Genomic DNA, 24,780 nt, shown 5'->3' with positions numbered 1-24,780 from the left:
AATTACTCCGGTAAAAGTTTGCTTTTCGTTTTTCCATTCTCAATGCTGGTCGCCCATTCCAGGCCCTCTTCACGAATCGTGATGTTTAAGCGAATAGCATTGTACGGAGTCGCGCTTTCTTTTACCTGAGAGGTAACCACACTGGTTTGAAGTGCTGGCGGAATAGATTGAGACTTAAGCGCGATTGCGGAAATACGGTGTCGCAATTGCTTACTCACAGACTCTAGTCGCTCATAAGGGATTTCCTGTACAGAACCACTTTTCTTTAGTGCTTTTTGAAACGCACCATCTACCGCGCGAACCAGACTTTCCTTAGTAATCCGAACGTCACCACTACGCTGACGTTCGGTTACATTTTCCAGTGCAAGTTTTACCTCTCTATCAAAGTTATTTTGAAACGTTCTAGTTCGGCTGAGTATGTCTTCATCGTCTAAAGACTTAGTTAGCTGGGTCATTAGGGCTTGGTGTAAAACACGCGGACTATCTAGCTCTGCAGATTTTGCAGGGACTTGTTTGTCAATCGTCAACGGCATATCAATAGTTAGCTCAGGTACCCGCACTCGCGGGAGACTCATACCTTCGAGCAAAGGATGATCTTTATAATACTCAGCAACCGCTGCCGTCTCTTCATCGGCAAGCCTGCGCGCGTGAACCAAACTGATCATCAACGCACCTAAGACTTCACTTAACTCAGACATACAACCTCCCTATTCATTTTTCAAAACATGTTAGCCATGTGATTTAAGCTGCTGATTCAACTTCTGTTATCGAGTTTTCAAGAATGCCGAGTAATTTCTCCGTACCTGCAGGCAATTCATCTTGAACGGCTCGTACATTAACGGACAGACTGTAGGTACGTTCAATTTTCGATGAACTAGACGTTGATTTTTTATACGAGTAGCTCGCGCTCAGTTTGGCGGATACAGGACCCCAACCCGCTTTGACCGAAAGTTTCGTGTTTAAATCGTGTGAGGAGGAGGTTGTCGACTGTTGTACCGAGTTTATTTTTGCATTGAATGCAATCGTGGTTTCTTCAACGCGAATAAACGGAATGGGCAACATCGTCAAGATAGGAACTGTCAGGTCGAACTTTTTCGGTTCAGTACCTGTTACTTCCCCTTGATCATTCCTTATCTCAACTGCCTTCATGTAACTGAAGGTGATCATCGTTGGTTCATTGCTTTCGGCGTCAAAACCGACAGACTTAATGAAGTCAACAGATGTTTGTGCTGATTGGGCTTGGGCGCGAACCACTGCATTGAGTGGGCCGCCTATCATAGATTCAAAATCTATGCTGGATAGCTCGTCGCCGATGGCCATAATTACGCTCCTTTTCAGGCGAAATATGAACCCGAATATGACTTCTTTATCGGGAGATATGTGTTATGAAACACGTATAATATATAGCTTCAGGTCATGCGCAATACAACCATTTGCATAAATATTATTGATGTTTTTATCAAGCATAATGCTAAGTGTTTAAAATTACTTAAAGTTCCTAGTGACTTTAGTTAACTACTGCATCGAAGAATTGCTCGGTTCAAAACTGTGGAAATGAAAAGGCTGGAGAGAAGACGCTTTGCCGCACGTGTTGGTGATTGCGACAAAGCATTCGTAGGTAGGATTGGAATATTTGTTAGTCAGCGAAGGCCATTTGAGATCTCACCGAAACCGTTGAGCCAACTCGCGACGGTTCTACATCAATTCGCTGTGCCATCTGCTCCTTGAGCTCTGATACATGTGAAATAACGCCGATCATACGACCCGTTTGCTGCAAATCAACTAAGGTTTGAATCGCAAGATCCAACGACTCTGGATCTAAGCTGCCGAAACCTTCATCAATGAACAACGTATCTAAGCGAATACCGCCACTGTATGACTGCACGACATCAGACAAGCCGAGTGCTAATGCCAATGCGGCCATAAATGACTCACCACCTGATAGAGTCGCAACATCCCGCGTTTTACCGGTGTAGCCATCTTCAACCACGAGATCAAGGCCACGCCCTGCAGCACCTTTAAACCCTTCCGTTTTACGTGCAAGAATGTATCTACCTTTGCTCATCAAACTTAATCGCTGCGAAGACTGAATCAAAACATCATCCAGAAGCACACCTAGCACAAAACGATGCAGACTGATACGGCTACCTGTTTTGCCACTCGCCACGTCATACAGCGTACCAAAGACTTTGTACTCTTCTTCTAGCTTGCTGTTCTTCTCATGTAAGCTCGCAATATCACTGCGTACCTTTTCAATACGTTCAAAAATAGAACGCACAGAATCCAGATTGCTTCTCGCTTCAACATACAGTGCTTGTTGAGTGTTTAAGCTGGCATTAATCGCTTCAAGGTCGGGCTTTTCGAGATCTTTGAGTGCTTGATTTAAGTCGCTAAGCGTTTGCTCAAGTTTGATTTGAGTTTGCTTAAATTCATCTATTTCTTTCTGCCAAGCCTGCACTTCTTGGTCTGTTGCTTTGCTCTGAACGTAACTCGCTTCATCGTCAAAACGACTTTCATTCAGCGCCTTTTGCCAATTCAATTGTGCTTCATTAAGTTTTTGATCTGATTCAGCTAACCATTGCTTGTTGGTAGCTAACTGACTTTCGATGTTCGATTTAGACAAGATTGCTTGTTGTAACTGATTTTGCGCGAGTTCCAAACTGGCATTCAAATGCTTAATCTGCTCCTTGATTTGTGTGATTTCGAGCTCAAGTACGTCTACCGAACTGTATTTCGGGTCGAGGTTTGCCAACAATTTATTTAACTGCTCTTGATTCGCCTTGATCGTCGATTCATTTGCGGCCATTTGATTATGCAACTCGTTAATCTTGGTTTCGCCAACGGTGCAACGCTGGTTGAGTTGTTCAACATTCTGTTCCAACTTCGGGATATCAATAGCAGTCAGCCTTTGTAGCTTGTCATTAAGAGATTGAAGCTCAGCTTGTATTTGCGCTAGTTCAATTGTGGCATGGTCTCCAAGCTCCCTAGCAAGCTCATCCACTTGCATTTGGTATTGTCGAACGACAATGTAATGCTGCTCTAACTGGTTATTAAGCTTATTGTAAGCCGCCAGAGCATCACGCTCCTGTGCGCGAGCAGCCTGTACTTGTTCTTTCGTTACCTCATCCTCGCTAAACTGCGCAAGATGAGGATGCTCAATACTGCCACAAACCGGACATGCTTCTCCTGCTTGAAGTCTTTGAGCTAAAACCGCAGCTTGCGCGTTGTGCCATTTCAGTTCTAATCGATCAGCGGCTTGTTGCGCCTGCACATACCATTGATTCGCTTGCGCGACCTCTTGTTGTCTGCCTGCAGTTAAAGCATCATGTTTCGCCAACTCTTGCTTCAAACCAGATAGTTTTTGCACATCTTGTAAAAGGCGTTGCTTTTGCTTGATTTCAGCATCAATTCCACCGACTAAAGCGACATCTACACGGGCTTGATCGAGTGCCTTTTGCCCTTGCTGCGCTTCCAGGGTCAGCTTGTCTTTCAAAGTGATATATTGCTGTAGTTTCGCGTCAAACTGCTGCTTTTCTTGTAACCCATTGGCTATTTTTGCTTCCAAGTCCGCTTTTTCAATCAGCTTCTCTTTCATTCCTTCGAGATTAAATTGTGACTGTGTTAATTGAGGAACTTGTTCAGCATTCTGCTTAGCGTTTTTCAGCTCAGTTTCTTTGCCCGTTACAATGTTCGCGGCGTCAGTTAAATTCTGACTTAGCGCTGTAATCTTGTGAGTTAACTCTTGTGATTGAGTCTTGGCGTTCTGGAGTGAGACATACTGCAACTCAATTTTACTCGCGCTCTTGGCTCTATCTAGTTGCTCATGGCGCGCGTTTATCCCTTCCGTATTCTCTAAATGCAATTTTATTGACGCTTCCGCTTGCTCCCGACGAGTAAACTCCCCAGAAAGCGCTTGGGCTTTTTGTAGTTCCGACTTAACTCTGTTGAGCGTTTCCAGAGCGGCTTGTTCACTCTTTGTCTCTGCTTTAAGCTGCTCAGAAATGACGTCTCGTTGCTGAACTAGTTCTTCTTCAGAACTCACCCCTGCGACTTGCAACGCGCCGCGAATCTGGTTATCAAACTCATTCTTTGCTTTACTGATCGCACTCGCTTTATCCTTAAGCGCGTACTCGATCTTCTTGTAGATATCCGTCTGGAAAAGCTGACCGAAAATCTCTTCACGATCTTTCGAACTCGCCAGCAGTAGCTCACGAAACTTACCTTGCGGCAGCACCATCACTTGGCGAAACTGCGTTTCGGTTAAGCCAATAATGTTAGTAATCTCGGTTTTAACCTGCGTGGTTTTACTGGTAATCAGTTTCTCGATATCGCCGAGCTCATAGAGTGATGCCATGTGCTTTCGCACCGTCATGCCGTCGCCACGTGCTTTCGGGGCTTCTTGTTCCGGAGAGCGAATAACTCGGTAAACCTTGCCATGTAATGAAAATACCAGCGTCACCTCTGTAGGCAGATCCGACGCCGACAAATCACATCGCATCTGTGTGCCCTGACGCTCATTACCTGTGGTTTCACCATAAAGAGCGAAACAAATCGCATCTAGGATCGACGTTTTTCCCGACCCAGTTGGACCATTTATTAAAAACAGCGGGTTGCTACCTAGCTTCTCGAAATCGATGGTTTCCGTTTTTGCGAATGGACCAAAAGCTTGCATTGTGAGTTTAATAGGCTTCATCTTTGGTCCTTACTGCTGTGAAAGTTGCTTGATGATGTCATTGACGGCTTGCTCTTGTTCTTTTGATAACTCGCTGTCCTGCGCTTCAATAAAGAAATCACGGAACATATCAATTTCGCTGCGAGCAAGTTTGGCTTGCGCCATTTCTTGTTCTACTCCGATCAGCATACCTGGCTTCTCAAGGTGTAAAACATTTGGGTAAACCGCGCGGAGCTTTTCCATCGGGTTTAAAATGGCGTGTTTATCCATAAGACGAACAAGCAGATAATCTTCATTCTTAGGATCCGTTTTCCCTTTCTCGATGACCTGTTCTAACTCACCTTCAATAATACGCATCTCATGAGGCGCAATAAGCTCAACATGCTCAGCAGAATCAAAGCCATTCTCATTAATCTCCACCAGCGTGAACCCTTTCTTTTGGTTCTGTTCGCCAAAGCTGTATTTCATTAGAGAGCCAGAGTAGCGAATGTACTCTTCTCCCTTTTTCTGAGGCTGGTGCAAATGTCCAAGAGCAACGTAGTCGAAACCTAGGAAATGTTCATGACTGACGCGATCAGAACCACCGATAGAAAGTGGGCGCTCAGATTCAGACGCAATCGCCCCATCAACAAAACAGTGGCTAACGAGTACGTTCTTTTGCTCTGGCTGAAACTGTTCGGTAATCTTCTCAACCAAGAGTTTATGCGCTTCATCATGAGTTGATACTGGTTCTTGGTAAGCAAATCTCACTTGCTCAGGATCGTTATACGGCATGCCGTAAAGTGCTACTTCACCCGCTGATTTGGTCGTAATCAACACAGGAGAAAGCATGTCATCGAAATTGCTGATGATGTGTAAGCCTGCATTCTTCATCTGTTCAGACCCAAAGCCCAAACGTTCTGCACCATCGTGATTACCAGAAATCAAAATCATCGGCGTTTTCAGCTCAGTACAAATTCGATTCACCACCCGATCCAATAATTCGATTGCGACCGTAGGCGGTACAGAGCGGTCATATACATCCCCTGCTACCACGACCGCATCGACAGGGTTATTTTCGATGTATTTGATCAACTGCTCGAGAACCGCTTGTTGATCTTCTAATAATGAAACGTTGTGGAACTGTCGGCCTAGGTGCCAATCTGAGGTATGGATAAACTTCATTCGAATTCACTTTCTGCCATAACTTTCTACTGTAACTATGGGGGGCTGTCTCAACCTGAGCTCAGGTTGCTTTATTATGTTGCTAGGATATCGTGACTTTGTAAGCTTTTCATTTAGTTTGTGCTATTTGATTGACAACTGGCTATTCAGCACTCCAGCCAAATAAGACTCCTGCCACATACCCGTTAGGTTCGATATCAAGTTGTAACGCTTGAAAAGCAGAGTTGGGGCACTGTTTTTGTTGATGATAAAGGCTTAGGGTTTTGAGGAGGGCGTCGTAGCTCTATCAAGGAGCTGATGAAAGCCTTTTGCCCCGAAACTTGTCAGATCTAATACTTGATTATGAGGAGTCAAACACAAGCTCCCATAGAAAATCTAATCTTAGGCATTCACTATACCTTTGATGTGAAAAATCGGATTTATTGATTGTTCAATATGTGTCGAAGGCGTTCTCAGTTGGATTTATTTATTTGAGCTATAATCAGTTTTTCATAAATAATATGCAATATCATGGATATTCACATCAGCGAAGGAAGTATCTATGCCAATTGCAACAAAAATCTGTGAGCTAATAAACAATAAAGGAAAGCCTGATTGGTGGAGGTACACTCTAAACCAAGCATTGGTGTTAGGCGAACTATCACATCAAGAACTCGAAACTGCTTACATACTTGCAAAGATGGAGTTTGGTTTAGAAGACAAAAGTGCAGATTACGAAATATTAACTCAGCAAGCTAAAGCAACTGGATATCATGCAGAAGCTGAAGAAAACAAACTTATTTCTGTTGGTAATGCTTTAAACATATCAACACTTGCTGCGGAGAAAAAAATCGAGTTTTCACCGAAAGGGTTAACTGTCATTTATGGTAATAACGGAGCTGGGAAGTCGAGTTATGCCAAGATATTGAAGAATGCCTGCTTAACAAGGGGGGAAGCTCCTGCTCTAAAACATAACGTCTTCGCTGCCAAAATTGGAATACCATCGGCAGAAATTCAAATAGAATCAAATGGTAAACCAGAACTGGTGACATGGAACAATCAATTGGAGCCAGACCCTCGTCTTAAGTCTATTCGAATATTTGACTCACAATCATCAATTCACTATCTGTCTAAAACTGATACTTTGGACTTCAAACCAGCGGCTTTGAAGCTATTAGATGAGTTGCTCAAAGTGAGTAGCTTCATCGCGGATAAGGCGAAAAAGGAAGAGACCTCTTATCTACCTGTCCATGTTCTTCCACAAATGAATATAGGCACAACACCAAGCAAACTCGTCATAAGCTCACAGTTAAAACCTGAGAACGTAGATTTATTGTGTGCTACTCAAAAAGAACTGTCTGAATTACAAGAATTGAGAAAAGAAGTTATTGAACTGACTAATAATTCTCCTCAAACACTTAAAGACCGATATCAAAAAAGAAGACTTCGGGCTGTGCCGCTTCAAAAGTTCTTACAAAATCTAGTTGATACACTAAATCTAAAGTCGGTGGAACACTATAAGGCTGTATACAGCAAAAAAGAACAAACCAAGTTAGCTGCGGCTGAGTTAAGTTCTGTAACATTTTCTCAACTACCAGTATCGAATATAGGTTCCGAACAATGGCTTACGATGTGGAACGCGGTCAAACTATTCATTGAAAATGCAGAACAAAAGAAGACATTTCCTCTACAGGAAGGTGACCACTGCCCAACATGCCTACAGGAAATTGATAATACAACTGCATCTCGGTTAGCTTCTTTCGATACTTACCTTCGCAGTGAGTTGCAAAAAGAAGCAGATGCTGCATTGAATAATTGGAATACAGAACTTAAGAAAATTAAGGATTTAAGTTTTTCTACTATTCCATATGACGCCATTCTCAATGAAATCAAAGAGAAGGATGCAGAGTTAGGTACGCAGTTTGATACGCTGATTCTAACACTTAAAACTAGATCTGATAGCTTGTTACAAGACATCCCTGTATTTAAACAAGAGGAAATAAATTCAGTAGCGCTGACACGGTTAAACTCCTACATAACTAAATTGGAGGAAGCAGAGAAAGCGGTACTGAATGACGAAGCAAAAGCTGCTGCAATTAAGGTTAAACAGCAGAGAATCTTTGAGATTGAAGACAAAGAGAAAATCTTAGCGGTCAAAGAGCAAATTAAAGCTGAAATTGCGAAAGCTAAGCAAAGAGACGCCTATGATAAGGTTAAGCGCTCCACTTCTACAACTGCTATCACGAGGTTAAATAACGAGATATGTAGCTCTGGTTCGATAGGACGGATGCAAGAGTTTTTCAATAGTGAGCTAGAAAAATTAGGTTTTAACCACTTCAAAATTAATGCCCTCACGAAAGGTGCTAAAGGGAACCAAAACTTCAGTATTCAGCTTTCAGGGAACAATACAAACATTATCGATATTGCAAGTGAAGGAGAGCAAAAGTGTATATCTTTAGCTAGCTTCTTCGCGGAGTTAGCTACCGATAGCAGAAAGTCTGCAATCATCTTTGATGATCCCGTAAATTCTCTTGATCACATATGGAGGCTGAGATTCGCAACAAGAATCGTTGAGGAAGCAAAATCAAGACAAGTAATCGTATTTACTCATGACTTACCTTTCATGAAAATGATTCAAGAGACTGCTGACGATGTAACTATTAGAGCTGTTACTAGAAATAAGAATGTTACAGGCATTCCTCTCGATGCTCCACCTTGGGACGCTTTAAAAACACAAAGCAGAATAGGTTTTCTCAAAGATAGGTTAGTCAGAGCTAGAAAAGCAGCCAACGAATCCATAGAAGACTATCAGCATCAAGCAGGCTTTATCTATGGGAAAATGCGAGAAACTTGGGAAAGGCTTGTCGAAGAATGGCTGATTCGTGGTGTTGTTGAGCGTTTCAATAGGGAAGTAAAAACCCAGAGTTGCAGATACCTAACTGATATTACTGACCTAGATGTTGAAACCATTAATACTGCTATGAGCAAGTGCAGTACATATATGCACGGACATGATATGGCAGAGGAAGTTGCTGGTGCATTTCCAGATATTGATGAATTGGAAAAAGATGTAGCAGACCTTGATGAGTACTTTACTAACCTGAAAAAACGAAGAAAATAAATAAATGTTTGAACAGGAGATATAGCCCCCTATGTCTCCTGTAATCACCTGTCTTGTTTTGATCTGCACCAGTATAGTGGCATAGTTAATTTGGTCACTAGAATAGATATTTTGTAATACCATTGGTAATTCATGAAGTGCTAATTTATGTAAAGGGGTAACTCAGAAATGTCCAAAAGTATGTTGTAGTGCGGAAAATATAATGTGTGGAAAATATAATGCATTTACTAGATACGACTGACTTCACTACTCAGTTGAGTATTCACGCCCAATCGATCCTAAATACGCTACCAAACTTAACCATACGACTGCTTATAAAATGTGGCTAAAGTCCCCTTTTCCTTACTAACGCCTTGCTATTATGCAGTCAGGTTACTAGCTTAAAAGTAATGCTCTGCAAGGAAGAAGAACATTGAATGAAGATAGATTGGATGCTGGTGATACAAACACTTTAGTCGTTGGTGACTCTCCGACGTCTGTAATGACGAGAAATCACCAAGCGATTTCATTAGACTCAAAGACGACTAAGATCGTTTGCCTGATATATGCGCATTGGTCGCAGACTAAGGCTACACGGTCTTATGGCTCTTGTTTATCCACTACTCTTCGCCTTGTAATCACATACCTCTTACAAAGTTCGTCACCTTCAAATTGGTCTCTCTGGTTGAAAGACTATCTTTCTGGTTTTTACCTAACCCGACTGCCTGCACCTTTTAACTATCATTTGCTATATAGGGATTAAGAGATGATCAATTTCACCTTGTTAAACAAATATATGGATAACGATGTAGAGATAATTATCACCGTGCTGTCTACATATTTAGAGGAGCACGTTAATGGTTTAGAGCGTATAAATGAGCTGTATGCCAATGAAAACTGGCCAGAACTACACTTGCTAGCACATAGTTTAAAAGGAGCATTAGAAAGTTTCGGAGAAGATACCGCGGTCACGGCATTGCAAGAAATTGAACAAGATACGCGCAACAATATTGCACCGGATGCGTCAGATATCACTATAGTTAATAGGGAACTGTTAACGATCAATCAGCAGATTTTTGCTTACTTAGACAACATGAATAGCAAGTCTGTATAGGTTTAAACGGGGGGATATATGGCAATGAACAACAGCAACTTTAGAGATCTTATCGACTCACTCAAGGATTTAACGCCAACTCAGAAAAGATACCTGATTAGCCGCACAAAAATGTCGCTGGATGATGAATACGGAATGTTCAGAACAGAAGAACTTCTCACTCAAGAAGAGTTGGAGGCGTTACTGTCGCCAACACAAACTGCCGAACCAAAATAATAAAAGCCGTCAGTTGTATTAGGAACCAGGTAAAGCGATAACGCTTTGCTTGGTTTTTAGATACCTTTTTGTTGTGATACTAAGAAAACGTGATATACCCAAAACACAAAAGGCTTCGTTAACCACTCCCCACCTCACACCAAAACAAGGCTACTTTGCTAAATCTGGCTAATGGCCCTGTCTGATTACTGACGTAACACGTTGTTCATCGATTGCTCATCTCTGAAGCGATTGTAATCTTCTGCCAGTAATTGATGTTGGTATCGTGTATAGGATAGGGCTTCATTAGATACGACTATTTGGTTTTCTTTTTCTATCAACTGCTCACGTAACTGCTCAATTTCCTGATTTTGTTGGCTGTTACTGTGATACAAAGCAATTAATGCAAAAACAGACATCATCAACATTGCAATTAGTACGTTATTGATGGTTTTCACTTGAATATTCATAACCCTCTCCTTTATTGTACTTCGCGTATCGAAAACAACGTCTACAGACCAAAAACAAGAGGCTTTGCGATACACAGAAAGCCAATTTCTATCGATATAAGTATAGATTAGAGATGGAAAAAGAATAGAAAATCCAACAAATTGCGTGTGTTTGATTCCAAAACAAAAAGCAGCAAACGAGACAAACGCTTACTGCTCTTAATATCCGGTACAAATATTATTGTTAATTAGCTTTGGAATGCTTCGCGAGCTGAAACTTGTTCGAACCAACGCGCAATATTTGGCGCGCTAGAAAGCACATCGATCTCAAGAGCATTGATTGCAAAGCCAACGAATATAAAGCCTGTAATATCAACGATGGTGTAACGATCGGCTGCGATGAATTCGCTTTCCCCTAAACGTTTCTCCAGAACCGGTAAAAACGCTAGTACGCGAGACTTAGATTCCTCACCCCACTCTTTAACACAGTTCTCACGGTCCTTGTAAATCGCGGTGATGTTTCGAAATGCCTGAAACGCTGCATACAAGCCTTGAAACTCGACAATACGATGCCACATTTCAACTTGGGCACGCTCTCGTTGACTATCTCCAAATAAGTTCAGGTCGTTACTAAACTCCTCATCGAAATAACGACAAATCGCAACACTTTCACAAATTGTAGTTCCGTCATCCAATTCTAAAACTGGTACCTTGCCGTTCACGCTTTTTTGTTGGAAAGAATCGGTGAGGTTTTCACCGTCACGTACGTTTAAAGCAACTCGCTCTACGTCGCCACCGATTTCTTTAAGAAAAATGTTAACTCGCTTACAACTTGGTGTCATTGCGGTTTCATACAATTTCATGTTACACCCTACTCCTTTATCTAACTGTTCGGTTAGGTTATACTGTAGCCAGTTTATAAACGATCAGTCAAGAATTATAATTACGAGTCAGTTCATAAGATTGGAAGACGTTTTAAGGCAAAGATTGTGGTGGGTACCTAATATGGCAAGAAAAGCTAACTTTGATAGAGATGAAAAGCTCCTAGTCGCTATGGATGTGTTTTGGCGCAAGGGTTTTGCAAATACGTCCATCTCCGATCTAACTGATGAATTGAACATCAACCGATTCAGTCTGTACAATACCTATGGTGACAAGCAGCAGCTCTATTATGAGGCGCTTGATGCATACCTTAAAAAGGTATCGTTACCCTCACTGACAAATTTGCAAAAAGACGGTGCTTCATTACGGGAAATCGACGCTTTTTTGACTTCCTTTGCCGCACTGCAACACAAAAACAGTTGTGGCTGTTTTATTCAGAATGCCTTGGTCGAACACGCTGGTGAAGATCACGATGTTCTGCGTATGGGGCATTTCTTGTTTGACCATCTACTCGACATTCTGGCTGAAGCAATAGTAAACGCCCAAAAGGAAACGTTGATTCCTAAAACGCTTAAACCAGCACAACTGGCGTGTTTTATTCTCAATAACATGCAAGGTATGAGGGTTCTCGGTAAGGCCAAGCGATATAACGATTTAGACACTGCACTGTCGTGTCTGCTGGTATTAATCAGGAAGTAATATGTCATTAAACGTAATTGCAATTCGGCTCACCAAAGGCATGGACCTCAAACACTGCCTTGCGAAGATCGTGCAAGATCATAACGTCAAAGCGGGCACCATTGCTTCCTGTGTAGGATGTATATCAACACTCAAGCTTCGACTTGCTGGCGCTGAAAGTACGCTATACAAAAATGAGGCGTTTGAGATTGTCTCTGTAATGGGTACTCTAACCCCTGATCATCAGCACATACACATTTCCGTTGCTGACAAACAAGGTCACGTTTGGGGTGGCCATTTGATGGAAGGAACCCTTATTGATACTACCGCAGAGCTGATCATCCATAGCTATCCTAAACTAAGTTTTAGCCGTGAGATGGATGACGAGACAGGTTACACAGAACTCGTCGTAAATGAATCTGAATGATGTTTAGTGTTTGGTGGAGTTAAACCTCTCTTCCGCTTCTCGGAAAATGGTTTTAACATGATCTACATCCCAAGGGCGTTCTACCAACGTTTCATGATCCCATTCACTTCTTGGCTCTGTCGGGGCAAAAAAGTCCCCACCGTAGACATGAATAGCGCCAGTCATTTTGCCTATTGGATTAAGAACGGAATGGATAGCGGTTTCGTCAAGTACGCATAGGTCACCTGCCCCAAGGGATTTTGCTCCGGAAGCTTGAATTCCTGTCGAAGTTTTTTGCCAGAAAATATTGTCTTCTCTTCCTGTATAAATACCCACAACCGAAAACATCTGGTGGTTATGTGGCATTAAGTTCATGTACGGAGCCCACGCAAAGTTAATGATCGTGAGAGTAGGCGATCGGTGCAGCAGATGTATACCTGCATGTTCTTGGTTCCCAAGTACAGAGATAATCTTCTCTTTGTCGGACACTGCTTCTGAGACAACTTCACGAACCGCATCTTTCCCCTCGGCGACTGCTTTTATACAATTTTCGATAAACTTGTCAGTGCTAAACATGACGCTATCCTTCTTTATCCCTATATAGTTACAGCATAGTACAAACATAATTGTTCAAGATGAAACATCTACAGTCACGTTATTTTAAAATGATAAAACTCATATAGATATAGCAATGATTAACATCCGAAATTTATCCTGTACTTTTATATTAAAATAAGTAAACACTCTAATCCATTTCATATTTATATAAAATTAAGCGAAAAATCACATATGAAACTCGCGCCTAATTGCTTATAATTTCCTTAGAAATACTTTTGCAATTTCTGCAATTTCATGAGCTTTATCACTACCATTGATACACCGTCTTGCCCCAATAAAGTCTGTTTTGGTTTCATTAATGTAATCTGCTATTTTTCGTCCCGTGAAAGTCCCTGTTTTAAATCCATGAATCAAAATAAATAACGCGATATTTGGCTGCATTGCTATATCGGGTTGCGCCACCATATCTACATCAAGTAATTGAGAATATGTCTCGTAGTTATTCTTCCAAGTAAGTTGTACAAATCCCCGCCCATAAAATGGGAAATATCTGAGATTTTTTTTGCGCCAGTTCTCACTGAGCCAATAGGCTTCCCTAACGGGCATAAAGGTTTGATTGGTCTCCCACTGAGTGGTCGCTAATACATAGGCTTTCTGTGTATCTAAAGCTAACCCCTGCATCATACATTCATGCTTAATAGCTTCTATGACGCCATCTTTACTCGTAAAGTCATCTGAATCATTCACTGTGATATTTGCTAATTTCACCTGCAAGCGTTCAACAGACTCTTTACCGATCAAATCAGGATTACCAGGCAGTTCATCAGTTTTAAATTCTGCCCAAGCATTTCGTGTTTTGGGACCAATTAAGCCATCAACGGTTCCTACTGGATAACCAAGAATACATAAAACCTTCTGCAACTCTTCAACTTGTTTTTCAGTGAGTTCACTGATAGGTAATGGACCTTGTATAGAAACTAACTCCGCGATTTTCATTGTGATAACCCTCTAATACCAAATTAGAAATTTATATACAATTCAACCAACTGCAGAACTTATATTTAATTGATAATATAAATAGTACGTATAATTTTAGTCTACTAGTTGAATAGTGCACTAACTTTATACAAATATTGACATTTAATTCAATTAACCTATTAATTTTATTTGAAAATGAATAATAAACCACTGTTCGTATTTCATCGTGAAAAACAAACTAATAATACCAATCCTATGAAAATTAAAGATTTAATAATATACAGTGTTATCTATATATTTAATCTGAACCCCAAAAGTACTTCATATAAAGTTTAAGCCAACTAATTGGTCGTAGAAGCCCTCACAAAGCCATACTCTATGCACACCCAAGCGACTTCAGACTCAGGATTGAGAGCGTTCATTTTGACCGACAGCTTTTGCATTGTCATCTTCGGTAACAACAACACAGAACAGAAGCTATCAACCCCAGTAGCCAAGCTAAGCAACCCATTCCATTGCGTTAATAATGAGCAATGCCCCCCTAAGTTTTCCGACTCGTTTTTTAGGCAAAGCGACTTAACTATAGGTCACTCGATAAAATTGCTTGAGAGTAGGCTACAAATAGCTTAAAAAGAAGAAACGCTCTGACCCAACACTTTTGCGTGACACTGATAACACTCTGATTGAAAAATCTTTATACTGATTTTCTGCCGATCGACGGTCATTCTAACCGCTCTTGATCGAACACAATTGTTACCTGGTGATTAACGTGACACTGGTAAAGAACATACAATGCAGACTTGCATATCACACATGGCAGACCTATCTGCTTCATAATTTTCTAAGAAGGGAGTCATAATGGCGGCTTTTGGTACAGTGTTTATGCCTCGGATGGCATTAGCAACATTTGAAAATAATCAATGGACTGATACACAGATCGTTTCAAGCGATAGTATTTCGCTACATCCCGGCGCTCACGTATTACATTACTCCAGCACTTGCTTTGAAGGCTTAAAAGCATTTCGCCATGAAGATGGCAGCGTACACGTTTTTCGAATGGATCAAAACGTAGCGCGCTTTGCTCAAAGCAGTCAGCTACTTTCTTTGCCTGAGATTGACAAAGAACAAGTATCAAAAATGATCGTTGATATCGTTTCTGAATTCGCATCAGAGGTACCTGCACCTCCTGGCTCAATGTACATTCGTCCGACTCACATTGGTACGGAAGCAGCGGTAGGTAAGGCAGCAGCGCCATCGCTATCATCAATGCTCTATATTTTGCTTTCACCAGTTGGTGATTACTTCGCTGGTGGTGCTCATGCATTGCGCTTACTGCTGGATGAAACTGGCCAACGTTGCGCACCACATATGGGTATGATCAAAAGTGGTGGTAACTATGCCAGCGCTTTATCTCCAACACTGGAAGCAAAACAAAAATATCAGGCAGACCAAGTGCTGTTCTGTCCAAATGGTTACATTACTGAAACGGGTGCGGCAAACTTCCTGCTAGTCGACGGCAATGAAATCATCACTAAAGCACTGGACTCAAGCTTCCTGCACGGTGTGACACGCGCAAGTATCCTGACTCTTGCAAAAGATCTGGGTATGACAGTATCAGAACGCGAAGTATCGGTTGAAGAGTTACTGGAGCGAGCAGCTAAACCGGGTGTAGAAGCGATGCTTTCTGGAACTGCGGCGGTATTGACCTCTGTGGGTACGTTGATTCACAACGGTCAGGAGTTTAAGGTTGGTTCTGGTGAAATGGGCCCAGTTGCACAAAAACTACGTCAAGCACTGAACGATATTCAGTGGGGTAAAGCGCCTGATACACACAACTGGCTAACGAAGATATCTGACTAACTACGATATCTGACTGACTAAGATAACAAACTGTTAATCGGATACAAGTAATACCCTCTTAGACAACCAGTCATAAACCGCCATACATTGGCATACAATGAGAGACAGTATCGAGCCAGAATGCACGCAACAGTGCTTTTTCTCCAGGCAAACGACTGTCTCTTTTTATTGAGCGAAAAACACAAAATTGTGCTCCCTCTCCTCAAACAATTCTTTATATCCTTAGCGTGTTTTTGTTAAAAATGTGTATCCAAGCTATTGAATGGTCGTTGCACTTACTCTAGCCTATTCGTTTGGTTGAATAGGTCAAAATCCTAATCAGGGAAGAACACTAGATTAAACGGATCCTAAAATGAAAAAAGTATTGTTTGCGCTAATTGTCTGTTTTGGAATATCAAGTAATGCGGTAGCAAAGGAGTGGAACACGATCCGCTTCATGGTGGAAGGGGCGTACCCTCCTTTCAACTGGACAACAGAAGATGGTGAACTCGTCGGTTTTGATGTTGATTTGGCTAACGCTCTATGTGAAGAGCTTCAAGTTAAATGCGTTATTCGTAAACAGGATTGGGACGGAATTATCCCTGCACTCCTTGCAAGAAAGAGTGACGCAATAATTGCGGCCATGACCATAACAGAAGCGAGAGAGAAAAAAGTCGCTTTTACCGCACCATATGCACTCGTCCCACAGCGATTCGTTATGCATAAAGACCGTGAAGTCGACGCCACAGAACAAGGCATGAACGGGGTAGTCGTTGGCGTACAACGCGCGACTGTTGGTGATCTCTATCTGAGTAATGCATACCCAAATATCGAACTTCGCCGCTACAGTACATTCGACGAAGCTTTTACAGATTTAATTAATGGTCGACTAGACACTGTTTTCGGGGGCGCGATTGGCCTACGCAGCGGTTTTCTGGACACAGAGCAAGGCCAGGATTTTCACTTTACCGGTCCCTCTTACACGGAACCAAAGTGGTTTGGTAAAGGTGTAGGCATCGCGATACGCAAGCAAGACAAAGAGTTGAAAGATCTGTTGAATAAAGGTCTGGAAGCGCTTATTGAAAACGGTAAGCATAAAGCCATTGCAAGCAAGTACTTCCCTTACGATATTTACAATGTAGAAAGCATGTAGATTTGAGCCAGACTTAATTCTTGTCTAGGTAACAAAGGCCAGTTTTACGCTGGCCTTTGTTTTTTCGTTAAACCGTCACAACACACGCTGTTAGATGTTTAGACGTAAATCAGGCCAAGTGTTCTCGAAAGAATGTAACTGTACGCTCCCAGGCTAACGCAGCTTCTTCAGGGGCATAGCGACCAGTTGAGTCATTATGGAATCCGTGATTAACGTTCTCATACATAAACGCAGTGTAATTTGCACTATTCGCTTTAAGCTCTTGCTCATAAGCAGGCCAGGTGTCATTAACACGTTGATCTAGTCCGGCAAAATGCAGCATTAAAGGACCTTTAACGTTTTTACGAATCGACTCTTCTGCTGGTGTTCCATAAAAAGGTACGCCCGCATCAAGTTTGTCAGGCATAACCGCAGCAAGCATGTTAGTGATGTAACCACCAAAGCAGAATCCTACCGCACCAAGCTTGCCGGTACCGTGTTCATGCTGCTTAAGGAAGTTGGCCGCCGCAATAAAATCCTGCTCAATCTTGGCTCTGTCCATATTTTTCTGCATCTCCCGGCCATCATCATCATTACCGGGATAGCCACCAAGTGGATATAAAGCATCAGGGGCAAAAGCGATAAAGCCATCTTTTGCCAAACGTCTTGCGACATCTTTGATGTAAGGGTTTAACCCTCTATTTTCATGAATGACCAAAACCGTTGGAGACTTGATTGTTTTCTTATTAGGCATCACCAGATAACCACTTCCCTCACCGTGTCCAGTCGGGGAAGGAAAGGTTTGATAAGTTGCTTTGATGTCGGGGTCGTTGAAAGACACTTGTTCCGCTAAAGCGTAGTTAGGGGTTAATGCGTCCAGTAATGCTGTCACACTAAAACCTAAAACGGCCAGACCACCTATTCGATTAATAAACTCTCTGCGCGATATCTTGCCGTGAGCGTATTCATCATACCAGTCAAATGCTTCCTGGGGGATAGGATGCGAAACCGTTTCAACGGAAGTTGCTTGCTTTTGAACCATTATCCTTGTCCTCTGTCTCGTTTTGAAAGCCGATTAATACCCTTGAAGACGTTTTACGCCGCAATGGGGGGAAACGCATCCGTCATGGGGAAATCTGATGTGATGAGTAGACAACAAGCTACCCATCACTCTAAACAAACAATAGATAAGGGATTCAGATTTAACAATTTAAATACAAAAGATTACCGATGAAAGTCGTTAAAATGGTCACTCACCCCGTACATAAGCCTCCCAGAAAGAAAACGCACGTTCGTAGGCTTTTTCTCGATCTTGCATCTCGGCAAATAGCACAACGGTTATGGTTGCGAGCACCGTATTGGCCATCTGTATTAAGTCATCTTCTGTAGTCTCAAAAGGACACGATTTCGGCATCGGCACCTCCGAAAGCATTTGCTCTGTCCAGTAATGCGATGTGACACCACTGGTTTGACTTAACCACACGGTTTGGCTCACTTTAGGGTTGTATTCAGACTCACCAGACTGACCTTTGAATGAGACGACGGCATGACGAGTCTGACCAATCTCATGTTCCACTTCAGCATGGAGTTGCTGGAACCCTGGATGAAAACTGCCACGAATGCCTATTTCCGCTTGCCCGGGATTCAGCGCACGGACAACCGTATTAATTGGTGTTCTTAGACCATAACGGTTTTTCCAGCCAATCATCTTTTCAGCCTGAGGAGCAAATACACTTAGCGGCAGATAAACAATATTCTGAGTTTCCATTACGCGCTTCGCTTCTTCTGTTGACTGCGCTTTTACAATGCCAAATTTGTCCAGATAGTCCTCCGCATGACAACGCCCTGACTGACGATCATGGTAGCCATGCAATAACACCTTATACCCGTTATCAGACAGAATTTTTGCTGCAAGAAGATGCCATGGCTCCCCCGCTGCTTTGCGCTTTCCAGCATAACAAGGCCAGTCAATATCAGCGCCGATAGCGGGCATACGTGACTGGAATGCTTTAACAAATCCGGCGATTTCTTGCTGCGTTTCATTCTGTACACGAATGAGCATCAGCAGCATTGCCATTTGGTCGTCCTCAAACTCATCATTTAGATATTCATCCATAACTCGATAAGCTTGTTCAAAGTTAAGTGGCTTTCTACCCCGCTCTCCGCGACCTACCGTTCTTATACATTCCTGAATGCTGCTCATATTCCCTCGTTTCCCGCGACTGACTCTACGGTTTTTAACAATAACTGCCTCTAGTTTTACCACTTATCCTATAACAATCAATGCTGAGCTGATTCCTTTTCGTTTAGTTGCCAGATTATTAAACAGGCTCGTGCCCTACTGCATTCAGGCTTCCAGAAAACAGGCAAAAAAAAACCTCTCCCGAATCGAGAGAGGCTGCACTGCCATAAACGCTGTTAGTACATATATAACAAAAAAGTAATACCCTATCCCGCATCTCCGCCTGCTAAGGAGAGCGGTGCATCGAGTTAACGATGAACAATTACATTATTGCAAACACGATGCCAACTTTTATACTTCTTTATTAACAATGACTTATAAAAACCCGCCATTTTTACAACATTTCAACTCGCACCAATGGCGTGCAAATTACATTCATTTTCGTGCAAAATAACTGGTCCGGTATCATAAGTGAACCCGATAATAGCCGCAAAATCGTTCTCACCATCAACTTCAAAAAATAGATCTGTAAATCCCGGATATAAGTTAGGGGTGTAGCAAATTCTACTTTGTTTAAAGTTTAATCACAAAAATCAAAAACCATTTTAACGCTATAAATAAGATAATAGTTTCAAATATAAAACATTATTCAGATGTAATTAACTAGTTTTTTAAAATATTCATGGTTTGATACGTTACGATATTGCCTTTTAGTCAGTATGAATCACCACCTTACTCATGTGATCAAAATCACTAATAAATGTACCATCTGCAAAATTATTTATTATACAAAGGCAATTCTTAAGTGAAAGAGTCTCAAAAACCCTTAAGTTCTAGCGAGTTAAGCACAGCGACCTGGTCAAAACATGATACGCATTGGGTACTGAGTTTATTTGGCACTGCTGTTGGTGCTGGCATTTTATTCCTGCCAATTAATCTCGGTATTGGTGGTTTTTGGCCTTTAGTGACAATGGCTATCCTCGCTTTTCCGATGACATATCTGGCACACCGAGGCTTAGCAAGATTTGTCCTTTCTTCAAAAATTAAAAATGCCGATTTTACGGATGTGGTAGAAGAGCATTTTGGTCCGAAAGCTGGACGTTCAATTTCATTACTTTATTTTCTTTCCATTTTCCCAATCCTTTTGATCTACGGTGTGGGTATTACTAACACGGTTGATAGCTTTATGATCAATCAGGCAGGACTGGAACCACTACTTCGACCACTATTATCAGGCGTGCTGGTTTTTGGCTTGATTGCCATTATGATGGCCGGAGAGAAAGTGATGCTGCGTGCATTTGCCCTTATGGTTTACCCATTGGTCGCTATCCTTGCTGTGCTATCGTTTTATTTGATACCGAACTGGACTGTACCAGTGTTAAACGCGCCTGAAGCCGCATCTTTTGCGAACACCATGTGGTTCGCAATACCTGTTGTCATTTTTTCTTTTAGTCACGCTGCAGCCATTTCCAGTTTTGCTAACGTACAGCGTCGTCATTACGGGGAGGATGCAGATGTCAAAGCTGAGCGCATTCTGCATCGCACAAGTATTATGCTGATTGCGTTTGTCCTGCTGTTTGTCTTCTCATGTGTTTTGGCACTTTCGCCACAGCAACTAGCCGAAGCTAAAGCGCAAAACGTATCTGTCTTGACCTATTTAGCGAATGCTACAGATAACCCATTCATTGCCACTTTGGGGCCTTTAGTCGCATTTGTGGCAATTACTTCATCTTTCCTAGGCCACTTTCTGGGCGCAAGAGAAAGTCTGAATGGTTTGCTGACTAAGAACTCAAACTTGTCTCAACGACGTGTTGATATGATAACCGTTGTCGTGCTGTTTTTGTCGATCTGGATTGCGGCCATTCTGAACCCAAGCATTCTAGGTATGATGGAAGCACTTTCGGGGCCAGTAATCGCTCTTATCTTGTTTATCATGCCGATGATTGCGGTATACAAAATAGAAGCTCTGAAGCAATATCGTGGAAAACTATCCACTTACTTTGTACTAATGACGGGTGTTGTTGCAGTGAGTGCTTTGGTTTTTAGCCTGTTAAGCTAATATGCTTTGAATTTGCGTTACTTTCAGGGGAATACCTTATATAAACTTAAGGTAATTCCCTGAATATTGCCTCGTTTTCAATGTAGAGACTGATGCTCTACAACTCTGTTAAAGAAGAGTGAAAACACCCGCCATCATTAGCAATGATGCGATACAAGTACGACTAATGATGCCGAAGTGCGAAGGTTGAATCATTTCATTATGCATATGTAATCTCCTATTCCCTGTCTAAAGCCGCTTTTTTCGGCTTAATAACACTATGTCCAATATAAAGTTTCTTGGCAATACATAGTAAGATTAAATATTTATGACAATTAGTTGTACATTTAAATATTGAATCGATTAAAGTGACACGCATCACACTTAATTGTTATTGAAAGAATAAATAGTATTTTTGAACATACTCATTAACGACTAGTCATACAGCAACTCGGACGGACTTAAGTTACTTTTGGAAAAGAATGACCTCAGTACGAAGTTCTGCCTGCTCCGTCTGTTCTGAGCTATTTAAATAGCGCTCAATTCCAAGCGGTGAAGTCTTCACCTTAATGCCACTATACCGGGTTAAGTTCATTGCCAGTGCCCAAGCGTTTCCCAGCAGTTGGTACTCTCCTCGATGTTCGACCACAAACGTATCACATTCACCAATAGTGCCTGCAACAAACCCTTCTGGTGCAATAACCTCCCTCTCTAATGGCAGACAAGTGATAAATTCGAACTGACCTGTATTCACATCGATTGACTGATAGTAACAAAACAGTTCGCCGTTCACGGGCAAGTTTTCACTAGCGGCTAACTCTCTCAATCGCTCCATATGTTCGTTCAAGATAGAGCCCAGTTGGGGAATAATGCCAGAGCCTCTGATACCGACATAATGGATAGTTGGTTGCTTGCGATTAGATATCTCCACTAGCTCTGACAGAACTTGCCCTGTTTCTAATTGTCTTTTGAGCATTTTTAACCCACGTTCAAAGTCCATCTCGATGTTCGACTTAGATACGCTCTTAGCAAAAAACTGATACCAAGGCACAGATGAATGCATTTGCCACTCGACCAAACAGCCATTTTGTGACGGAGTCACTATAAACGTCACTTTACCGTTGCTTTTCATCGGGCGAAAAAAATGGAGCTCCATATCCAATCGATGTTCTTGAGTACTTTCTAATACAACAGAGCCCGCACCTATGCGTTTACCGTCCCATTCATAAGCCGCTCCGACATGCCCTTGTTCTCCGAGATAATCGAGTTCACAACCCGGCTCGAGAATGACCCACGGTGACCAGACTGGCCAGTTTTTAAAATCCTTAAGATAGTCGATGATCTCCTTTTGAGACTTTTCGATTTCAATACTTCGGCTGACCATATAAGCAAGCATATTCTCTCCTTGAATTTCCCTTTCGCTATATTCAGTCTACTGCAAATTCCTATTTTTTCTTGTTTCACTGGAGGTTAGGAACAACTTTGTTTTTAGAATCACGCTCTATCACTGGCACGCCACTAAGCTGAATAGCAAAACAACGTTATTGCCTAACAAATTCCCATAACTCAATTACACTTTATCTATATTTTCAGCCCATCGGGGAACAGCAATGAAAAAACGTAACTTAGCTCTACTTCTACTTCTTTTTGGCTCAACAGCAGCTTTTGCTGGGGTCTTGGATCCAGATTGTGATGCAGAAAAAGCCGCCAAAGCCGCTGCAACCAAAGCAGTGGTTGGTGTTGGCGGACGCTGTACACCTAAAGAAGCACTAAAAGATACCGCTGCTGATAAGATTCCGGACGACGGGATAGCAGGTAAAGCCGTAGATGCTGTCACTCCGGATAAAGAAAAGAAAACGGTGAAAGATGTCACTAAAAAATTGAGTAATTAACCTGTCGAACACTCACCAGAAATTCCAAGTCTATAGATGGCAAAAGAGCGTCAACCGACGCTCTTTAATATACGAGATTACTCAAAACATTTAATGTTAAGCCGCTTCTTTTTCACCGATCCAGTGGTAATGGTGGTTTGCTTTCTTCCCAACCAATCCTTCCTCAGCAAGCGTTTCAAATACCTTATCAACCTCTTCGGCTGACAATCTAAACTGCTTCGCTACCGCTTTTTTAGTACAGGTTACCTGACGCGTACTCAGGGCATCACTCACTTGTACCATAAGAGGTTTAGGTTCTTCGGGCTCTTTAGCCTCTTCAACTTGCTGCGCTTGCACCACTTGCTCTGGCTCTTCTGAAATGTGTGGAAGATAACCCGCAGGTTCTGGTTCTATATCGCGAATTCGTTCTAACCTAACCCCGTCGTAACGACGATGGAAATAGCGGAAACGTTGCTCTTCACCAATCAAGCCAACAAAAAAGGCAGCAAAGAAATCAAGTAAAATCGATAAAAACACCACTAATCCAAGCTGAGCCTGCTGAGAAGTCGTCCCGAATGCATTCGCTAAGCTATCAATCAATCCTATCACTGAACCCTGAGTGACTGGAGGTAGACTGTCACGTTCCATCGCCAAACGTTGTTGCTCTTCACGTAGCGTATTATTCTGCTCTTGGATACGGGTTACCCCTGTGGCGATACGCTCCATCTCGATGTATTTCTGAGCAGCAATATTATTGAGTTCAATTTGCTGATCGATGGATGCGATCTGACGATTGAACGCCTCTACTTTCGCTTGCTCAACTGAGATATGGCTTTGGGCACTGTTAGTCGCACTGTTTATGCCACCAACACTACCACCGATAGAGATCGCAGCAAGCACGGAATAAAACACTAACGCGGTAATTGCACCCATATAGTTTTTGTGGGCACGGCGCTCACCGTACTCATACCACGCATAGAATTTCCCCGCTTCAAAAATGATTGCCAGACCACCAAACAAGGTCTGCATCATTGGGTCTTCGTCAATCGATAAAAAAAGCAAGAGTGAAAAAATGGTCGACGCTAAAATAGCCGCGCCAGTGAATGCATAAACACTCACCATGGCAAAGCGGCCTTTAGGGTATCGAAATTCGATCTGTTGTTCGTATTTCATTGCAGAATTTCTTTAGAATGCGCCCCCTACGTTCAAATAAGGAGACGCTCAGGCATATAAAGGCGTAAGAGAATACCGTATCCTTTATTAAATTACTGTCATAATTCCGTTAATGGAAAACAAGTGCGGAAGAGATGTTCAGTTTGAATTAATATCCTGCAAATCTAGCACGCAAATTCATCAGCGCTTTTTCCTGAAACCAAAGCCTACAACGAATGGAGCACTAGCTTTGGTCGATCATTGGGCTTACTCTCAAATGTAACGCTGAAAAATAATACAAACCAACTACACTTGTATCACTTTATATAAATCTAACCGTTACATATACAAGGTTATTTGTTAGTATTCTGCCCCGTCGTCAACCAGCCCT

21 protein-coding genes are annotated in these 24,780 nt (G+C 42.1%); 9 read left to right on the top strand and 12 right to left on the bottom strand.

Annotated features, from left to right (window positions below):
• Positions 1 to 2: 2 nt before the first annotated feature.
• The 4 genes from ACWYU8_RS04975 to ACWYU8_RS04960 form a co-directional block, all read right to left on the bottom strand.
• Complete coding sequence (locus ACWYU8_RS04975) at positions 3 to 698, bottom strand: amidase (protein WP_457517669.1); 696 nt, start codon at positions 696 to 698, stop codon at positions 3 to 5.
• Positions 699 to 741: 43 nt separating this feature from the next.
• Positions 742 to 1,320 (bottom strand): DUF2589 domain-containing protein, encoded by a 579-nt coding sequence (locus tag ACWYU8_RS04970; protein WP_444495379.1) that lies wholly within the window; start codon positions 1,318 to 1,320, stop codon positions 742 to 744.
• Positions 1,321 to 1,636: 316 nt separating this feature from the next.
• The gene (locus tag ACWYU8_RS04965; protein ID WP_457517668.1) at positions 1,637 to 4,693 is read right to left on the bottom strand and encodes an AAA family ATPase; all 3,057 of its coding nucleotides are present in this window, start codon (positions 4,691 to 4,693) and stop codon (positions 1,637 to 1,639) included.
• Between the two features lie 9 nt (positions 4,694 to 4,702).
• Positions 4,703 to 5,836: an exonuclease SbcCD subunit D gene (locus ACWYU8_RS04960; RefSeq protein WP_457517666.1), complete on the bottom strand. Its 1,134-nt coding sequence runs from the start codon at positions 5,834 to 5,836 to the stop codon at positions 4,703 to 4,705.
• Positions 5,837 to 6,377: 541 nt separating this feature from the next.
• Between ACWYU8_RS04960 and ACWYU8_RS04955 the strand changes: the two genes are divergently transcribed.
• From ACWYU8_RS04955 to ACWYU8_RS04945, 3 genes are all read left to right on the top strand, one after another.
• Positions 6,378 to 8,936 carry an AAA family ATPase gene (locus ACWYU8_RS04955; RefSeq protein WP_457517664.1) on the top strand — a complete coding sequence of 853 codons (2,559 nt, stop codon included), beginning with the start codon at positions 6,378 to 6,380 and terminating at the stop codon, positions 8,934 to 8,936.
• Between the two features lie 745 nt (positions 8,937 to 9,681).
• Positions 9,682 to 10,029 carry an Hpt domain-containing protein gene (locus tag ACWYU8_RS04950; protein ID WP_457517662.1) on the top strand — a complete coding sequence of 116 codons (348 nt, stop codon included), beginning with the start codon at positions 9,682 to 9,684 and terminating at the stop codon, positions 10,027 to 10,029.
• A gap of 24 nt (positions 10,030 to 10,053) precedes the next feature.
• Complete coding sequence (locus ACWYU8_RS04945; protein ID WP_457517660.1) at positions 10,054 to 10,245, top strand: hypothetical protein; 192 nt, start codon at positions 10,054 to 10,056, stop codon at positions 10,243 to 10,245.
• Positions 10,246 to 10,430: 185 nt separating this feature from the next.
• On the opposite strand, the gene ACWYU8_RS04940 is transcribed toward ACWYU8_RS04945, so the two are convergent.
• Both ACWYU8_RS04940 and ACWYU8_RS04935 read right to left on the bottom strand, forming a co-directional pair.
• Positions 10,431 to 10,694: a hypothetical protein gene (locus tag ACWYU8_RS04940; protein ID WP_457517658.1), complete on the bottom strand. Its 264-nt coding sequence runs from the start codon at positions 10,692 to 10,694 to the stop codon at positions 10,431 to 10,433.
• A gap of 227 nt (positions 10,695 to 10,921) precedes the next feature.
• The gene (locus tag ACWYU8_RS04935; protein WP_457517656.1) at positions 10,922 to 11,536 is read right to left on the bottom strand and encodes a glutathione S-transferase; all 615 of its coding nucleotides are present in this window, start codon (positions 11,534 to 11,536) and stop codon (positions 10,922 to 10,924) included.
• Between the two features lie 142 nt (positions 11,537 to 11,678).
• Here ACWYU8_RS04935 and ACWYU8_RS04930 point away from each other — a divergent pair, with 142 nt between their 5' ends.
• Both ACWYU8_RS04930 and ACWYU8_RS04925 read left to right on the top strand, forming a co-directional pair.
• Positions 11,679 to 12,254: a TetR/AcrR family transcriptional regulator gene (locus ACWYU8_RS04930; protein WP_457517654.1), complete on the top strand. Its 576-nt coding sequence runs from the start codon at positions 11,679 to 11,681 to the stop codon at positions 12,252 to 12,254.
• Between the two features lies 1 nt (position 12,255).
• Positions 12,256 to 12,660, top strand: a complete 405-nt coding sequence (locus tag ACWYU8_RS04925) for a PPC domain-containing DNA-binding protein (RefSeq protein ID WP_457517652.1) — start codon at positions 12,256 to 12,258, stop codon at positions 12,658 to 12,660.
• A gap of 3 nt (positions 12,661 to 12,663) precedes the next feature.
• Here the strand turns inward: ACWYU8_RS04925 and ACWYU8_RS04920 are convergent, their stop codons facing one another.
• Both ACWYU8_RS04920 and ACWYU8_RS04915 read right to left on the bottom strand, forming a co-directional pair.
• Positions 12,664 to 13,215, bottom strand: coding sequence for a hypothetical protein (locus ACWYU8_RS04920; protein ID WP_457517650.1), 552 nt, complete (start codon positions 13,213 to 13,215; stop codon positions 12,664 to 12,666).
• A 234-nt stretch (positions 13,216 to 13,449) separates the two neighbouring features.
• Entirely contained in the window at positions 13,450 to 14,193 is a 744-nt protein-coding gene (locus tag ACWYU8_RS04915) for a carboxypeptidase (protein WP_457517648.1), read from the bottom strand.
• An 840-nt stretch (positions 14,194 to 15,033) separates the two neighbouring features.
• Here ACWYU8_RS04915 and ACWYU8_RS04910 point away from each other — a divergent pair.
• Positions 15,034 to 16,035: a branched-chain amino acid aminotransferase gene (locus ACWYU8_RS04910; protein ID WP_457517646.1), complete on the top strand. Its 1,002-nt coding sequence runs from the start codon at positions 15,034 to 15,036 to the stop codon at positions 16,033 to 16,035.
• A gap of 352 nt (positions 16,036 to 16,387) precedes the next feature.
• Entirely contained in the window at positions 16,388 to 17,167 is a 780-nt protein-coding gene (locus tag ACWYU8_RS04905) for a transporter substrate-binding domain-containing protein (RefSeq protein WP_457517645.1), read from the top strand.
• A 109-nt stretch (positions 17,168 to 17,276) separates the two neighbouring features.
• On the opposite strand, the gene ACWYU8_RS04900 is transcribed toward ACWYU8_RS04905, so the two are convergent.
• The gene (locus ACWYU8_RS04900; protein WP_457517643.1) at positions 17,277 to 18,188 is read right to left on the bottom strand and encodes a dienelactone hydrolase family protein; all 912 of its coding nucleotides are present in this window, start codon (positions 18,186 to 18,188) and stop codon (positions 17,277 to 17,279) included.
• Positions 18,189 to 18,395: 207 nt separating this feature from the next.
• Positions 18,396 to 19,349, bottom strand: coding sequence for a glycosyl transferase family protein (locus ACWYU8_RS04895; RefSeq protein WP_457517642.1), 954 nt, complete (start codon positions 19,347 to 19,349; stop codon positions 18,396 to 18,398).
• Between the two features lie 784 nt (positions 19,350 to 20,133).
• Between ACWYU8_RS04895 and ACWYU8_RS04890 the strand changes: the two genes are divergently transcribed.
• Positions 20,134 to 21,387 carry an aromatic amino acid transport family protein gene (locus tag ACWYU8_RS04890; RefSeq protein WP_457517640.1) on the top strand — a complete coding sequence of 418 codons (1,254 nt, stop codon included), beginning with the start codon at positions 20,134 to 20,136 and terminating at the stop codon, positions 21,385 to 21,387.
• A gap of 445 nt (positions 21,388 to 21,832) precedes the next feature.
• On the opposite strand, the gene ACWYU8_RS04885 is transcribed toward ACWYU8_RS04890, so the two are convergent.
• A complete protein-coding gene (locus ACWYU8_RS04885; RefSeq protein ID WP_457517638.1) occupies positions 21,833 to 22,762 on the bottom strand; it encodes an SRPBCC family protein in 930 nt (309 codons plus the stop codon).
• Positions 22,763 to 22,976: 214 nt separating this feature from the next.
• Here ACWYU8_RS04885 and ACWYU8_RS04880 point away from each other — a divergent pair, with 214 nt between their 5' ends.
• Positions 22,977 to 23,258, top strand: a complete 282-nt coding sequence (locus ACWYU8_RS04880) for a hypothetical protein (RefSeq protein ID WP_457517637.1) — start codon at positions 22,977 to 22,979, stop codon at positions 23,256 to 23,258.
• A gap of 96 nt (positions 23,259 to 23,354) precedes the next feature.
• Here the strand turns inward: ACWYU8_RS04880 and ACWYU8_RS04875 are convergent, their stop codons facing one another.
• Complete coding sequence (locus ACWYU8_RS04875) at positions 23,355 to 24,410, bottom strand: Preprotein translocase subunit SecY (RefSeq protein ID WP_457517636.1); 1,056 nt, start codon at positions 24,408 to 24,410, stop codon at positions 23,355 to 23,357.
• Positions 24,411 to 24,780 lie beyond the last annotated feature (370 nt).

This window comes from Vibrio limimangrovi (assembly GCF_054064025.1).
This window is presented reverse-complemented; position numbering and strand designations above follow the sequence as displayed.

Excerpts from the sequence above, each read along its gene's own strand:
- ACWYU8_RS04975 (WP_457517669.1), bottom strand. The coding sequence starts at position 698 with ATGTCTGAGTTAAGTGAAGTCTTAGGTGCGTTGATGATCAGTTTGGTT.
- ACWYU8_RS04970 (WP_444495379.1), bottom strand. The coding sequence starts at position 1,320 with ATGGCCATCGGCGACGAGCTATCCAGCATAGATTTTGAATCTATGATA.
- ACWYU8_RS04965 (WP_457517668.1), bottom strand. The coding sequence starts at position 4,693 with ATGAAGCCTATTAAACTCACAATGCAAGCTTTTGGTCCATTCGCAAAA.
- ACWYU8_RS04960 (WP_457517666.1), bottom strand. The coding sequence starts at position 5,836 with ATGAAGTTTATCCATACCTCAGATTGGCACCTAGGCCGACAGTTCCAC.
- ACWYU8_RS04955 (WP_457517664.1), top strand. The coding sequence starts at position 6,378 with ATGCCAATTGCAACAAAAATCTGTGAGCTAATAAACAATAAAGGAAAG.
- ACWYU8_RS04950 (WP_457517662.1), top strand. The coding sequence starts at position 9,682 with ATGATCAATTTCACCTTGTTAAACAAATATATGGATAACGATGTAGAG.
- ACWYU8_RS04945 (WP_457517660.1), top strand. The coding sequence starts at position 10,054 with ATGAACAACAGCAACTTTAGAGATCTTATCGACTCACTCAAGGATTTA.
- ACWYU8_RS04940 (WP_457517658.1), bottom strand. The coding sequence starts at position 10,694 with ATGAATATTCAAGTGAAAACCATCAATAACGTACTAATTGCAATGTTG.
- ACWYU8_RS04935 (WP_457517656.1), bottom strand. The coding sequence starts at position 11,536 with ATGAAATTGTATGAAACCGCAATGACACCAAGTTGTAAGCGAGTTAAC.
- ACWYU8_RS04930 (WP_457517654.1), top strand. The coding sequence starts at position 11,679 with ATGGCAAGAAAAGCTAACTTTGATAGAGATGAAAAGCTCCTAGTCGCT.
- ACWYU8_RS04925 (WP_457517652.1), top strand. The coding sequence starts at position 12,256 with ATGTCATTAAACGTAATTGCAATTCGGCTCACCAAAGGCATGGACCTC.
- ACWYU8_RS04920 (WP_457517650.1), bottom strand. The coding sequence starts at position 13,215 with ATGTTTAGCACTGACAAGTTTATCGAAAATTGTATAAAAGCAGTCGCC.
- ACWYU8_RS04915 (WP_457517648.1), bottom strand. The coding sequence starts at position 14,193 with ATGAAAATCGCGGAGTTAGTTTCTATACAAGGTCCATTACCTATCAGT.
- ACWYU8_RS04910 (WP_457517646.1), top strand. The coding sequence starts at position 15,034 with ATGGCGGCTTTTGGTACAGTGTTTATGCCTCGGATGGCATTAGCAACA.
- ACWYU8_RS04905 (WP_457517645.1), top strand. The coding sequence starts at position 16,388 with ATGAAAAAAGTATTGTTTGCGCTAATTGTCTGTTTTGGAATATCAAGT.
- ACWYU8_RS04900 (WP_457517643.1), bottom strand. The coding sequence starts at position 18,188 with ATGGTTCAAAAGCAAGCAACTTCCGTTGAAACGGTTTCGCATCCTATC.
- ACWYU8_RS04895 (WP_457517642.1), bottom strand. The coding sequence starts at position 19,349 with ATGAGCAGCATTCAGGAATGTATAAGAACGGTAGGTCGCGGAGAGCGG.
- ACWYU8_RS04885 (WP_457517638.1), bottom strand. The coding sequence starts at position 22,762 with ATGCTTGCTTATATGGTCAGCCGAAGTATTGAAATCGAAAAGTCTCAA.
- ACWYU8_RS04880 (WP_457517637.1), top strand. The coding sequence starts at position 22,977 with ATGAAAAAACGTAACTTAGCTCTACTTCTACTTCTTTTTGGCTCAACA.
- ACWYU8_RS04875 (WP_457517636.1), bottom strand. The coding sequence starts at position 24,410 with ATGAAATACGAACAACAGATCGAATTTCGATACCCTAAAGGCCGCTTT.